14 protein-coding genes are annotated in these 12,621 nt (G+C 69.7%); 3 read left to right on the top strand and 11 right to left on the bottom strand.

What is annotated here, in order from left to right; all coding sequences use genetic code 11:
- Nucleotides 1-126 precede the first annotated feature (126 nt).
- The 3 genes from dapD to ACZ5GP_RS05760 are packed head-to-tail and all read right to left on the bottom strand — an operon-like array spanning nt 127 to nt 2,040.
- Nucleotides 127-1,116 carry a 2,3,4,5-tetrahydropyridine-2,6-dicarboxylate N-succinyltransferase gene (gene dapD, locus ACZ5GP_RS05770; protein ID WP_468749558.1) on the bottom strand — a complete coding sequence of 330 codons (990 nt, stop codon included), beginning with the start codon at nt 1,114-1,116 and terminating at the stop codon, nt 127-129.
- A gap of 43 nt (nt 1,117-1,159) precedes the next feature.
- The gene (locus ACZ5GP_RS05765) at nt 1,160-1,720 is read right to left on the bottom strand and encodes a TetR/AcrR family transcriptional regulator (RefSeq protein WP_468749557.1); all 561 of its coding nucleotides are present in this window, start codon (nt 1,718-1,720) and stop codon (nt 1,160-1,162) included.
- Entirely contained in the window at nt 1,720-2,040 is a 321-nt protein-coding gene (locus tag ACZ5GP_RS05760; protein WP_468749556.1) for a DMT family transporter, read from the bottom strand. Before ACZ5GP_RS05760 ends, ACZ5GP_RS05765 begins: the two co-directional genes overlap by 1 nt.
- 286 nt (nt 2,041-2,326) lie before the next feature.
- Here ACZ5GP_RS05760 and ACZ5GP_RS05755 point away from each other — a divergent pair, with 286 nt between their 5' ends.
- The 3 genes from ACZ5GP_RS05755 (at nt 2,327) to ACZ5GP_RS05745 (ending at nt 5,971) form a co-directional block, all read left to right on the top strand.
- The gene (locus tag ACZ5GP_RS05755; protein WP_468749555.1) at nt 2,327-3,313 is read left to right on the top strand and encodes a DUF7847 domain-containing protein; all 987 of its coding nucleotides are present in this window, start codon (nt 2,327-2,329) and stop codon (nt 3,311-3,313) included.
- A gap of 30 nt (nt 3,314-3,343) precedes the next feature.
- A complete protein-coding gene (locus tag ACZ5GP_RS05750) occupies nt 3,344-5,662 on the top strand; it encodes a tetratricopeptide repeat protein (protein ID WP_468749554.1) in 2,319 nt (772 codons plus the stop codon).
- A gap of 150 nt (nt 5,663-5,812) precedes the next feature.
- The gene (locus ACZ5GP_RS05745; protein WP_468749553.1) at nt 5,813-5,971 is read left to right on the top strand and encodes a hypothetical protein; all 159 of its coding nucleotides are present in this window, start codon (nt 5,813-5,815) and stop codon (nt 5,969-5,971) included.
- Between the two features lie 54 nt (nt 5,972-6,025).
- Here the strand turns inward: ACZ5GP_RS05745 and ACZ5GP_RS05740 are convergent, their stop codons facing one another.
- From ACZ5GP_RS05740 to ACZ5GP_RS05705, 8 genes are all read right to left on the bottom strand, one after another.
- Nucleotides 6,026-6,364 (bottom strand): metal-sulfur cluster assembly factor, encoded by a 339-nt coding sequence (locus tag ACZ5GP_RS05740; protein WP_030784222.1) that lies wholly within the window; start codon nt 6,362-6,364, stop codon nt 6,026-6,028.
- Entirely contained in the window at nt 6,361-6,852 is a 492-nt protein-coding gene (sufU, locus tag ACZ5GP_RS05735) for a Fe-S cluster assembly sulfur transfer protein SufU (protein ID WP_358583775.1), read from the bottom strand. Before sufU ends, ACZ5GP_RS05740 begins: the two co-directional genes overlap by 4 nt.
- A 16-nt stretch (nt 6,853-6,868) precedes the next feature.
- A complete protein-coding gene (locus tag ACZ5GP_RS05730) occupies nt 6,869-8,125 on the bottom strand; it encodes a cysteine desulfurase (protein WP_358583777.1) in 1,257 nt (418 codons plus the stop codon).
- The gene (gene sufC / locus ACZ5GP_RS05725) at nt 8,122-8,886 is read right to left on the bottom strand and encodes a Fe-S cluster assembly ATPase SufC (RefSeq protein WP_125512037.1); all 765 of its coding nucleotides are present in this window, start codon (nt 8,884-8,886) and stop codon (nt 8,122-8,124) included. The genes ACZ5GP_RS05730 and sufC overlap by 4 nt, the downstream gene beginning before the upstream one ends.
- Before the next feature lie 7 nt (nt 8,887-8,893).
- Complete coding sequence (locus ACZ5GP_RS05720) at nt 8,894-9,211, bottom strand: bifunctional 3-phenylpropionate/cinnamic acid dioxygenase ferredoxin subunit (protein ID WP_361084352.1); 318 nt, start codon at nt 9,209-9,211, stop codon at nt 8,894-8,896.
- Nucleotides 9,208-10,389, bottom strand: coding sequence for a Fe-S cluster assembly protein SufD (gene sufD / locus ACZ5GP_RS05715; protein ID WP_468749552.1), 1,182 nt, complete (start codon nt 10,387-10,389; stop codon nt 9,208-9,210). Before sufD ends, ACZ5GP_RS05720 begins: the two co-directional genes overlap by 4 nt.
- Before the next feature lie 69 nt (nt 10,390-10,458).
- Nucleotides 10,459-11,880 (bottom strand): Fe-S cluster assembly protein SufB, encoded by a 1,422-nt coding sequence (sufB, locus tag ACZ5GP_RS05710; protein WP_468749551.1) that lies wholly within the window; start codon nt 11,878-11,880, stop codon nt 10,459-10,461.
- Complete coding sequence (locus ACZ5GP_RS05705) at nt 11,877-12,617, bottom strand: helix-turn-helix transcriptional regulator (RefSeq protein WP_468749550.1); 741 nt, start codon at nt 12,615-12,617, stop codon at nt 11,877-11,879. Before ACZ5GP_RS05705 ends, sufB begins: the two co-directional genes overlap by 4 nt.
- Nucleotides 12,618-12,621: the final 4 nt, after the last annotated feature.

The raw sequence follows: 12,621 nt of genomic DNA, 5'->3' as shown, positions 1-12,621 counted from the left end.
GCCCGGCCCCGCGCCCAGCGGCGGCCACCCCGCAGTTGTAGCAGGTCGGCCGGCGCGGAGGGCCGGCGGCGGCCCGGCGCGCTGGGGGGCGGGGCGGCCGCGGGCGCTCGGCCGCCCCGTCGTGGGTCAGTTGTGGCTGTGCAGGATCTCGTTGAGGCCGCCCCAGACCGCGTTGTTCGGGCGGGCCTCTACCGTGCCGGTGACGGAGTTGCGGCGGAAGAGGACGTTCGAGGCGCCGGAGAGTTCGCGGGCCTTGACGATCTGCCCGTCGGGCATGGTCACGCGGGTGCCGGCCGTGACGTACAGGCCCGCCTCGACGACGCACTCGTCACCGAGCGCGATGCCGACGCCCGCCTCGGCGCCGATCAGGCAGCGCTCGCCGATGACGATGCGGACGTTGCCGCCGCCCGACAGCGTGCCCATCGTGGAGGCGCCGCCGCCGATGTCCGAGCCGTCGCCGATGACGACGCCGGCGGAGATGCGGCCCTCGACCATGGAGGTGCCGAGCGTGCCCGCGTTGAAGTTCACGAAGCCCTCGTGCATGACCGTGGTGCCCTCGGCGAGGTGCGCGCCGAGGCGGACGCGGTCGGCGTCGGCGATGCGGACGCCCTTCGGCACGACGTAGTCGGTCATGCGCGGGAACTTGTCGACGGACGTCACGGCGAGGTGCAGGCCCTCGGCGCGGGCGTTGAGCCGCACCTTCTCGACGTCGTCGACGGCGACCGGGCCGAGCGAGGTCCAGGCGACGTTGGCGAGGAAGCCGAACTGGCCGTCGAGGTTGACGCCGTGCGGCTTGACCAGGCGGTGCGAGAGCAGGTGCAGACGGAGGTAGACGTCGTGGGCGTCCAGCGGCTTGTCGTCGAGGGAGGCGATGACCGTACGTACGGCGATGACCTCCACGCCACGGCGGGCGTCCGGCCCGATGGCCTGGGCGGCGCCCTCGCCGAGCAGCTCCACGGCGCGCTCGGCGCTCAGCCGCTCGCTGCCGGCCGGGCCGGCCTCGGCGACGAGTTCGGGCGCGGGGAACCAGGTGTCGAGGACGGTGCCCTCGGCGGTGACGGTGGCGAGGCCTGCGGCGATGGCGCCGGTGGTGCGGGGTGCGTTCGTGTCGGTCATGGGTGAAACCTAACCGGAGCGGCCTCGCGCGGGCGAACCGGTCTCAGGGTCCGGGCCGCCCCTGCGCGGGCGCCAGCAGCCGGCCGAGCATCTCGCGCGCGTACGCCTCGTCGTAGGTCCCGCCGGTGAGCAGCACCTGGAGGCAGATCCCGTCCATCAGGGCGACCAGGGCGCGCGCGGTGACGGGGTCGGTGCGGGGTGTCAGCACGTCGGTGACGCCCCGGCACCACTCGGCGGCCACGGGGCGCAGGGCGGGTCTGCGCAGGGCGGCGAGGTACAGCTCGTACTCCAGCTCGACGCCGGTGCGCTCCCCCGCGAGCCAGTCGCCGAGGAGCCGGGCGAGCTCCGCGGCGAGGTCGGCGCGCGGGTCCGCGAAGGCGCCGCTCGCGGCCACCGCCTTCGCGAAGCCCTCGTTGGCCTGCCGCAACGCGGCGACCAGCAGCTCGTCGAGCGTCTTGAAGTGGTACGTGGTGGAGCCGAGCGGCACGTCGGCCTCGGCGGCGGCCGAGCGGTGGCTGAGCCCGGCGATCCCCTTCGCGCCGACCACCCGGATCGCGGCGTCGATGATCCGCTGGCGGCGCTCGGGGTCGTGGCGGCGGGGCATCAGTGGGCCCCGCCGAGGTTGAGCACGACGACACCGACGATGACGAGGGCGAGGCCGACGAGCTTGACCGGACCGGCCGATTCCCCGAGGAAGAGCATGCCGATGGCGGCGACGGCCGCGGTGCCGACGCCGGCCCAGATCGCGTAGGCGGTGCCCACGGAGAGCGTCTTGAGGGTCTGCGCGAGGAGGGTGAAGGCGATCAGGTATCCGGCGAGCGTGATCAGCGAGGGCCACAGCCTGCTGAACCCCTCGCTGTACGTCATGGCCGTGGTGGCGGCCACCTCCGCGGTGATGGCCCCGGCGAGCAGCGCGTATCCCATGTGTACGAGTGTACATATCGTTGTGTACGGGCGTACGCAAAGGCGTCCCGTCCGCACCGGTTAGGGTGACGCGATCTCTGTGGGGGGCCACAGGACGCACGACGCACACCTATGGAGCGCAAGAGCGATGCCGGACACACCGGGGTGGGGACCACACGGGCCGCAGGGGCCGCAGGGGCCGCAGCAGCCACAGGGGCCTCAGGCGGGGCCGGGTCCCGGATGGGGTTCGTACGGCTGGCAACAGCATCCCTGGGGCCCGCCGCCGCCTCCGCCACCGAAGCCCGGTGTGATCCCCCTCGCCCCGCTCGGCGTCGATCACGTGTTCGGCGGCGCCTTCGCCGCGATGCGGCGCTACGCCAAGCCGCTCTTCGGTACGGCGGCCGCCGCGTACGGCCTGCTGGCCGCGGTGATGGCGGGCGCGCTCCTGCTCGCCCACGCCGCCACCCGCGACGAGTTCCGGGCCATGTACGCGCCGGGCGCCACCTTCTCCTGGGAGCACGGCCGGCCGTTGCTGCTGGCCTTCGGCGCCGTCTGGCTCACGGGACTGCTGGGCAGCCTGGCCGTCAACTCCTTCATCCAGGCCGCGTGCGCGAAGACCCTGCACGAGGCGGTCCTCGGCCGCCGCGCGACGTTCCGGGCGGTGTGGCGCGGGGCGTGGTCGCGGACACCGTCGGTGGCCGCCGTGACACTGCTGCTCGCCCTCGTCCTGCTGCTGCCGCTCGTGGTCCTCGCCCTGCTCTTCGTCGCCTTCTTCGTCTCGGTCATGACCGATTCGAGCGCCCCCTTGGGCCTGATCTTCCTCCTCTTGCTCGTCGTGACCCCTCTGTCGGCGTGGCTGTACGTCACGTTCGCCTTCGCCCCCACCGCGGCGGTCCTGGAAATGGCGGGGCCTCTCACGGCACTGCGCCGCTCCGCCCGCCTCGTACGCGGCGCCCGGTGGCGCACGTTCGGTATCTCGCTGCTCGCGGGGCTCATCGTGCTGATCGTGTCCCTGGCGCTGCGGCTCCCCCTCCAGTTCGCCGCCCCGGAGCCACCCGTCGTGACCCCGGACAGCGACACGTCGGAGATCCTCTTCGACCAACTGCGCTCCCAGTTCGGCCTCTACGCCCTCGCGGGCCTGGCGGCCAGCCTCCTCACACAACTCCTGGCCTCGCTCTTCCTCCCCCTGGTGACGGCCCTGCTCTACATCGACCGCCGCATCCGCACGGAGGGCCTGGCCCAGGCGCTGGCGGAGGCGTCCCGGCCGTCTGTCGCACACCCGGCCCCGCAGTGAACTGTCAGTGGTGTTTGGCACCATCCCGCCATGGAACACGCGACATTCGGGGATGGGGCTCGCGACGAGTTCGCCCGGGCCATCGGATCAGCGATTGAAGAAGCGGCACGCGCGGGTGCGACGAAGCCCACCCTGGCCCGCATCGACAGAGCCTCCCAGCGGGGCGGGCGGCCCAGGTGCAGCACCACGGCGATCAGTGCCTGGAAGAGGGGGGAGCGGATCCCCGCCTCCTGGGCCGTGGTGGAGTCGTTCCTCACCGCCCTGGAGAGAGCGGCTTCACTGGAGCAAGGAAAGCTCGACCGCGAGAAGTGGCGCCGCCTCTTCAAACGCGCGCAGCGGGCGCCCGTGTCGGCCTCGGGCTCACACGTCGCGACCTTCCTGGTACGCGACGCGGACCCGTTGGAACTGAAAGTCCATCGAGCGCGCACCACCGCGGACGGCAACGCCGTACCGGACTACATCCCGCGGGACGTCGACACTTCCGTCCGCACCGCGCTGGCCCGTGTGAGCGATGACGGAGGGGTGATCCTGCTCGTCGGAGCCTCCACAGCCGGCAAGACGAGATGCGCCTACGAAGCGATGCGTGCGGTCCTGCCCGACCACCTGCTCATCGTCCCGCGTCATGTCACGGAGTTGCCGGCCGCCGTCACCGAGGCGGTCCGGGCCGCCAAGGCCCACACGCGATGTGTCCTCTGGCTGAACGACATGGAGCAGTTCCTGGGGCTCGGCGGCCTGAGCCTGCAGGACATCCGGGCGCTGCGCAGAGCCGGAACCGTACTGCTGGGCACGATGCGCTCCCGCATCCTCGCGGACCTGCCGTCCGACGAACTGGTCAGGCTCGCCGAACAGTTCGAGGTGCCGCGCCTGTGGTCGGCCCCGGAGCTCGAACGGGCCAGGGAGCACCTGCGATCCCGCCATGACGGGCGGTTGCGCCTCGCCCTGGAACAAGCAGAGGACTTCGGAGTCGCCGAGACCCTTGCCGCGGGCCCTCAGCTCTGGCGCGAGCTGACCAGCGCCTCAGTCGTGGAGGGCCACCCCAGAGGCGCCGCACTCGTATGGGCCGCCATCGATGTGGCCCTGGCAGGGCTGGTCGAGCCGGTGTCCGTGGAACTGCTCACCGAGCTGCACGAGGCATATCTTCCGGGCCGCAACAGGCAGTTGATCGGTCCTGAACCGCTGGACGAAGCTCTCTCCTGGGCCGGCAGCCCGCACGACGGAGGTGTCACGCGCCTGCTGGTCCCCGAGGGTGAGGGCGTCCGGGCCTTCGACTATCTGCTGGACGCCCACCTGCGCGACCGGGGCCCCTCCCCCGAGCTGATCCCGGAGAGGATCTGGGAAGTCGTTCTGGCCCGGAGCCCCCACCGCCACCAGCGCTTCAGCATCGCCCTGGCCGCCCACGCCAACGACCGCATGGACGTGGGCCGACGAGCCCTCCTGCCGTTGGCGGAGTCGGACGACATCGACGCGATGCGCACCCTGGGGCTCCTCCACGAACGAAGTGACAAGGAAGAAGCGGTGCGGTGGCTTCGACTCGCCATCGACGCGGGCGATGTCCTGGCGCTGCGGCTCATGGGCAACCTCCACTTCCGCAACCAGGACAGGCGCGCCGCGGGCGCCTGGTACCGGAGGGCGGCGGAAGCCGGAGACGAAGTATCGGAGTCCTACTACAACGAGCCGAGAGCCACCTCGGGGCCGGTCCCGGAATGCCTCGTGCCACCGCCCCCGCCCGCCGAGGAAAGCGTCACGGAGGACGGCGAGGAGGACTGGGAGGACGAGGAGAGCGGTTACGGCCCGACCGCCCGCACGTTGCGAGTCCTGGAAGCGGCCCTGGAGATCGCCTCGGACATGGCCTACGACGTGCTGGAGGAGATCGGCGACAAGCGGATCGACCTCCGGAACAAGTACGCCTACATCTTCAGCGACCTGCCGGTGCTCACCTGGTCCATGGACGCTCGGTGGCGCCGACAAATGGCGCGCTGCTTCCACGACTTGGCGTCGGACATCAAGGCGGGAAACTGGCCGCGCCCCACGTGCACGGGCGAGGAGATGGCCTTGCACGTCGCCATCGAGCACGCCTCGAACATGGTGGTGGACGAGCCGGAACTGGTGGCCCCGTGGGTGGCGGAGATCCCCCCGCACCACGACGACTGGGACTGGAACCTCTGCGTGGACGTGCTGTTCGAGGACACCGACGTCCTGTTCCTGTACGAGCCCTGGTCCCAGGGCATCGAGGACTCCGGCAACTTCGTCAACCAACGACTCGGCATGGCCAACCTGGAGGCGGAGGACTGGTTCAAGCCCTTCCGCGCCGACGACGCCCGCGACCCCGAGCGGGGTTTTGCGCGGTGAGCCGCGTCCCGCCGGGAAATCCCGCATACCCGTCTTGACCTGCGGCCCTTCCCTCGACGGTCGAGCGGGCGATGGACCTGGCTCCCTGCGTGCGGGTTTCGTGAGGCCAAGCGATCGCCAAGCCCGCTCTCCGTCGAAAGGCCAGGACCCATGTCACTCACTCACGAGCTCCTGCTGCTCGCAGGACTGCCGCTGACGGTGGTCGTCACCCTGTTCGTGGGCCACCTCGCAACGCTCCGGGGGCTGCGGGGCGATCAGCGCATCGCAGCCTTCCGCGTCTTCGCCGAGGCGGTGAAGCGGCGCCGGTAACGAGATGAGGGCCCCGGGACAGCTGCCCGGGGCCCTCATATGGATCAAGCGGACTCAGACGTTGAAGCCGAGCGCCCGCAACTGCTCGCGGCCGTCGTCCGTGATCTTGTCCGGGCCCCACGGCGGCATCCAGACCCAGTTGATCCGCAGCTCGTTGACGATGCCCTCCGTCGCGGACTTCGCCTGGTCCTCGATGACGTCGGTCAGCGGGCAGGCCGCCGAGGTGAGCGTCATGTCGATCGTGGCGATGTTGGCGTCGTCGACGTGGATGCCGTAGATCAGGCCGAGGTTGACGACGTCGATGCCCAGCTCGGGGTCGACGACGTCGTAGAGCGCCTCGCGGACCTCTTCCTCGGAAGCGGGCTTCGTGGTCAGGGTCTCGTTCTCGCTCATGCGGTCTTCCTCTCAGCGGCGGCGCCCGAAGCGGCGGCACCGTCGTTCTCGCCCAGCGCCTGCGCCGTCGCGTCCTTCCACGCCATCCAGCTCAGCAGAGCACACTTGACGCGCGCGGGGTACTTGGAGACCCCGGCGAACGCGACCGCGTCCTCCAGGACCTCCTCCATGGCGTCGTCGGGCTCCACCTTGCCCTTGGACTGCATCAGCTCCAGGAACACTTCCTGGATCCTCTGCGCCTCGGCCAGTTCCTTGCCGACCAGCAGGTCGTTCAGGACGGACGCGCTGGCCTGGCTGATGGAGCAGCCCTGGCCCTCGTACGACACGTCGGCGATCGTCGACCCGTCGTACTTCACACGCAGGGTGATCTCGTCACCGCACGTCGGGTTGACGTGGTGCACCTCGGCGTCGCCATCGCGCAGACCACGCCCGTGCGGGTGCTTGTAGTGGTCCAGGATGACTTCCTGGTACATCGAATCCAGCTTCACGTGCTCAGCCAGCCCCTCAGCCGAAGAAGTTCCGTACGTGCTCCAGGCCGTCGACAAGGGCGTCGATCTCGCCGGGCGTGGAGTACAGATAGAACGACGCTCGCGTGGTCGCGGGAATTCCGTAGCGCAGGCAGACGGGGCGGGCGCAGTGGTGACCCACGCGGACCGCGATGCCTTCCTCGTCCAGGACCTGGCCCACGTCGTGCGGGTGGATGTCACCGAGCGTGAAGGAGATCGCGGCGCCGCGGTCCTCGGCCGTCGTCGGACCGATGATCCTGAGGTCCGGGACTTCGAGGAGGCGCTTGACCGCGTACTCGGTGATCGCGTGCTCATGCGCGGCGATCTTGTCCATGCCGATGGCCGAGAGGTAGTCCACGGCCGCGCCCAGGCCCACGGCCTGGGAGACCGGGGGCGTGCCCGCCTCGAACTTGTGCGGCGCGGGAGCGTACGTCGACGAGTTCATCGACACGGTCTCGATCATCTCGCCGCCGCCGAGGAACGGGGGCAGGTCCTCCAGGAGTTCCTGGCGGCCCCACAGCACGCCGATGCCCGTCGGCCCGCACATCTTGTGGCCGGTGAAGGCCACGAAGTCGGCCTGGAGCGCCTGCACGTCCAGCGGCATGTGCGGCGCGGCCTGCGAGGCGTCGATGAGGACGAGCGCGCCGACCTCCTGGGCGCGGCGCACGATCGCCTCGACCGGGTTGAGCGTGCCCAGGATGTTCGACACCAGCACGAAGGAGACGATCTTCGTCTTCTCGGTGATGATCTCGTCGATGTTCGACAGGTCGAGACGTCCGTCGTCGGTGAGGCCGAACCACTTCAGCTTCGCGCCCGTGCGCTGCGAGAGCAGCTGCCACGGCACGATGTTGGAGTGGTGCTCCATCTCGGTGATGACGATCTCGGTCTCGTGGTCCACGCGGTAGGGCTCATCGGCCCAGCCCAGCATGTTGGCCACGAGGTTCAGCGACTCGGAGGCGTTCTTGGTGAAGATCACCTCGTTGCGGCTGGGCGCGTTGATGAACGCCGCGACCTTGTCGCGGGCGCCCTCGTACAGCGCCGTGGCCTCCTCGGCGAGGACGTGCACGCCGCGGTGGACGTTGGCGTTGTGCTGCTCGTAGTACTCGTTCAGTACGTCGAGGACCTGGCGCGGCGTCTGGGACGTCGCCGCGTTGTCCAGGTACACGAGCTTCTTGCCGTCGTGGATCGTGCGATCCAGGATCGGGAAGTCCTTGCGGATCGCCTCGGTGTCGAGGAGGCCCGGCAACTGTGTCACGCGGATGCGCCGCCCTTCGTGTAAGCCTCGTAGCCCTCGGCCTCGAGCTTGTCGGCCAGCTCCGCGCCGCCCGACTCGGCGATGCGGCCGTTGGCGAAGACGTGCACGAAGTCGGGCTTGATGTAGCGCAGGATGCGCGTGTAGTGCGTGATCAGCAGGGTGCCGACCTCGCCGGTCTCACGGACGCGGTTGACGCCGTCCGAGACCTGGCGCAGCGCGTCGACGTCCAGACCGGAGTCCGTCTCGTCGAGGATCGCGATCTTCGGCTTGAGGAGCTCCATCTGGAGGATCTCGTGGCGCTTCTTCTCGCCGCCGGAGAAGCCCTCGTTCACGTTGCGCTCGGCGAAGGCCGGGTCCATCTGGAGCTGCTCCATCGCGGACTTGACCTCCTTCACCCAGGTGCGCAGCTTGGGGGCCTCGCCGCGGATCGCCGTCGCCGACGTACGCAGGAAGTTGGAGACCGAGACGCCGGGGACCTCGACCGGGTACTGCATGGCGAGGAACATGCCGGCGCGGGCGCGCTCGTCGACGGACATCTCCAGGACGTCCTCGCCGTCGAGGGTCACGCTGCCCTGGGTGATCGTGTACTTGGGGTGGCCCGCGATGGAGTAGGCGAGAGTCGACTTGCCGGAGCCGTTCGGGCCCATGATGGCGTGGGTCTCGCCCTGCTTCACGGTCAGGTCGACGCCCTTGAGGATCTCCTTGGTGGAGTTGTCGGCCTCGACGGTGACGTGCAGGTCCTTGATTTCAAGCGTTGCCATGGGTGCCTCAGGACTCCTGGGAGAGGGAGACGAGCACGTCGTCCCCTTCGATCTTTACGGGGTATACGGGGACGGGGCGCGTCGCGGGGAGGCCGGACGGCTTGCCGGTGCGGAGGTCGAACGCGGAGCCGTGCAGCCAGCACTCGATCTGGCAGTCCTCCACCTCGCCCTCGGAGAGGGAGACGTTCGCGTGCGAGCAGATGTCGTGGATGGCGAACACCTCGCCCTCGGTGTGGACGACCGAGACCGGCGTGCCGTCGAGTTCCACCCGCTTGGGGGTGTCCTCCGACAGCTCACTCAGTCCGCAGACGCGTACGAAGGTCATGCGACCGTCGCCTCCAGCTCCTCTTCGATCTTCGCGAGGAGGCGCTCCTCGACGTCCGGCAGACCGATCTGCTGGACCAGCTCGGCGAAGAAGCCGCGCACGACCAGGCGGCGCGCGTCCTCCTGCGAGATACCGCGCGACTGGAGGTAGAACAGCTGCTCGTCGTCGAAGCGGCCGGTCGCCGAGGCGTGGCCCGCGCCGACGATCTCGCCGGTCTCGATCTCCAGGTTCGGGACCGAGTCCACGCGGGCGCCGTCGGTCAGCACGAGGTTGCGGTTCAGCTCGTAGGTGTCCGTGCCCTCGGCGGCGGCCTCGATGAGGACGTCGCCGATCCACACCGCGTGGGCGCTGTCGCCCTGGAGCGCGCCCTTGTAGACGACGTTCGACTTGCAGTGCGGGGTGTTGTGGTCGACCAGGAGGCGGTGCTCCTGGTGCTGGCCCGCGTCGGTGACGTACAGGCCGAACAGCTCGGCCTCGCCGCCGGTGCCCGCGTAGGTCACGCGGGGGTGCAGGCGGACCAGGTCGCCGCCGAAGGTGACGACGACGGACTTGAAGGAGGCGTCGCGGCCGATCAGCGCGTTGTGCTGGGCGACGTGCACCGCCTTGTCGTCCCAGTCCTGGACGGAGACGACGGTGAGCTTGGCGCCGTCGCCGACGATGAAGTCGACGTTGACGGCGAGCACGGCGTCACCGGTATGGTCGATGACGACCAGGGCCTCGGCGAACGCGCCCACCTCGATGACCTGGTGCGCGAAGGCGGTGCCGCCCTCGCCGTGCACACCGATGCGGATGGGCTCGGTCAGGACCGTCTCCTTGGGGACGGTGATGACCGAGGCCTTCTCGAAGGACGAGTACGCCTGCGCGGCGACGCGGTCGACGGGCTTGCCCGCCTTGCCGACGCGCGCGTCGTCCCGGCCCACCGTCTCCTGGGTGACGCCGTCGGGGGCGCTCACCTCGACACGGATACCGCCGTCGGCCACCGCCGTGCCGTCGTGCAGCCCGCGCAGCCGCTCCAGCGGCGTGAACCGCCACTCCTCCTCGCGGCCGTGGGGGACCGGGAAGTTCGCCACGTCGAAGGACGGGGGCGCGCTCATGCGGGTGGCGACGGTGGACTCGGCGGCCACCGCGATGGATCCGGCGGTCGTCGATCCCACCGGGGAATTCTGGGCCTCAGCCATGGCTGTCGTCGTGCTCTCTCTCTGCGCTCTGCGTAAGAAGTCTGCTCGCTGCGGGGACGGTCGCCGGACTCAGCCGACCGACCCTTCCATCTGCAGCTCGATCAGCCGGTTGAGCTCCAGGGCGTACTCCATGGGCAGCTCCTTGGCGATCGGCTCGACGAAGCCGCGCACGATCATCGCCATGGCCTCGAACTCCGTCATGCCGCGGCTCATCAGGTAGAAGAGCTGGTCGTCGGAGACCTTGGAGACGGTCGCCTCGTGGCCCATCGACACGTCGTCCTCGCGGACGTCGACGTAGGGGTAGGTGTCCGAGCGCGAGATCGTGTCGACGAGCAGCGCGTCGCACAGCACGTTCGACTTCGAGCCGTGAGCGCCCTCACCGATCTCCACGAGGCCGCGGTACGAGGTGCGGCCACCACCGCGCGCCACCGACTTGGAGACGATGTTGGAGGACGTGTTCGGCGCCATGTGGACCATCTTGGAGCCGGCGTCCTGGTGCTGGCCCTCGCCCGCGAAGGCGATGGACAGCGTCTCGCCCTTGGCGTGCTCGCCCATGAGGTAGACGGCCGGGTACTTCATCGTCACCTTGGAGCCGATGTTGCCGTCGATCCACTCCATGGTCGCGCCCTCGTAGGCCACGGCGCGCTTGGTGACCAGGTTGTAGACGTTGTTCGACCAGTTCTGGATCGTCGTGTAGCGGCAGCGGCCGCCCTTCTTCACGATGATCTCGACCACGGCGGAGTGCAGCGAGTCCGACTTGTAGATCGGCGCGGTGCAGCCCTCGACGTAGTGGACGTAGGCGCCCTCGTCGACGATGATCAGCGTCCGCTCGAACTGGCCCATGTTCTCCGTGTTGATGCGGAAGTAGGCCTGGAGCGGGATGTCGACGTGCACGCCCTTGGGGACGTAGATGAACGAGCCGCCGGACCACACGGCGGTGTTCAGCGACGCGAACTTGTTGTCGCCGACGGGGATGACGGTGCCGAAGTACTCCTTGAAGAGCTCCGGGTGCTCCTTCAGCGCCGTGTCGGTGTCCAGGAAGATGACGCCCTGCTCCTCCAGGTCCTCGCGGATCTGGTGGTAGACGACCTCGGACTCGTACTGGGCCGCGACACCGGAGACGAGGCGCTGCTTCTCCGCCTCGGGGATGCCGAGCTTGTCGTACGTGTTCTTGATGTCCTCGGGCAGGTCCTCCCAGGACTCCGCCTGCTTCTCCGTGGAGCGCACGAAGTACTTGATGTTGTCGAAGTCGATGCCCGAGAGGTCCGAGCCCCAGTTCGGCATGGGCTTCTTGTCGAACAGGCGCAGGCCCTTGAGGCGGAGCTTGGTCATCCACTCCGGCTCGGACTTCTTGGCCGAGATGTCCCGGACGACGTCCTCGCTGATGCCGCGCCTGGCGGAGGCACCGGCGACGTCGGAGTCGGCCCAGCCGTATTCATACGTGCCCAGACCCTCGAGTTCGGGGTGGGCAGTCTCCGTGGGGAGCGTCATGCGGGGTTCCTCCCGGCCGTACTTGCTGATGCTGATGGGGTGGTCTGAGTGGTGCCGGCGCCGCTGCCGCCGCTGCGCGGGATGAACGTCGTGCAGACGCCGTCCCCGTGGGCGATGGTGGCCAGGCGCTGCACATGCGTGCCGAGCAGCGCGGAGAACATCTCCGTCTCCGCCTCGCACAGCTGCGGGTACTGCTCGGCGACATGGGCGACCGGGCAGTGGTGCTGGCACAGTTGCTCGCCGACCGGCGCGGTGCGCGCCGTGGCAGCGTACCCGTCGGCGGTCAGCGCCCTGGCCAGCGCCTCGGTGCGCCGCTCGGCGGGTGCGGCGTCGATCGCGTTCCGGTACGTCTCGGCCTGGGCGGTGATCCTCGCCCGGGCGAACGCGACGACCGCTTCCTCGCCGTGCTGTTCGGTGATCCACCGGAGCGCGTCCGCGGCCAGCTTGTCGTACGACTGGTCGAAGGCGTCGCGCCCGCAGTCGGTCAGCGCGAAGACCTTGGCGGGGCGGCCGCGGGTGCGGGCGCCGTAGACGCGCTGCTCGCGGGGCTCGACGACGTTCTCATGGGCGAGGGCGTCGAGGTGCCTGCGGACGGCGGCCTGGGTCAGGCCGAGGCGCTTCGCGAGATCGGCGACGGTGGAGGGGCCGTGGTCCAGGATGGAGCGCGCGACGCGGTTGCGGGTGGACCGCTCACCGGTCGCGAGTTCCTCCTGCGGAGCCTCGCCAACGTTTTTCACAACG

This window comes from Streptomyces sp. NPDC031466 (assembly GCF_055581265.1).
This window is presented reverse-complemented; position numbering and strand designations above follow the sequence as displayed.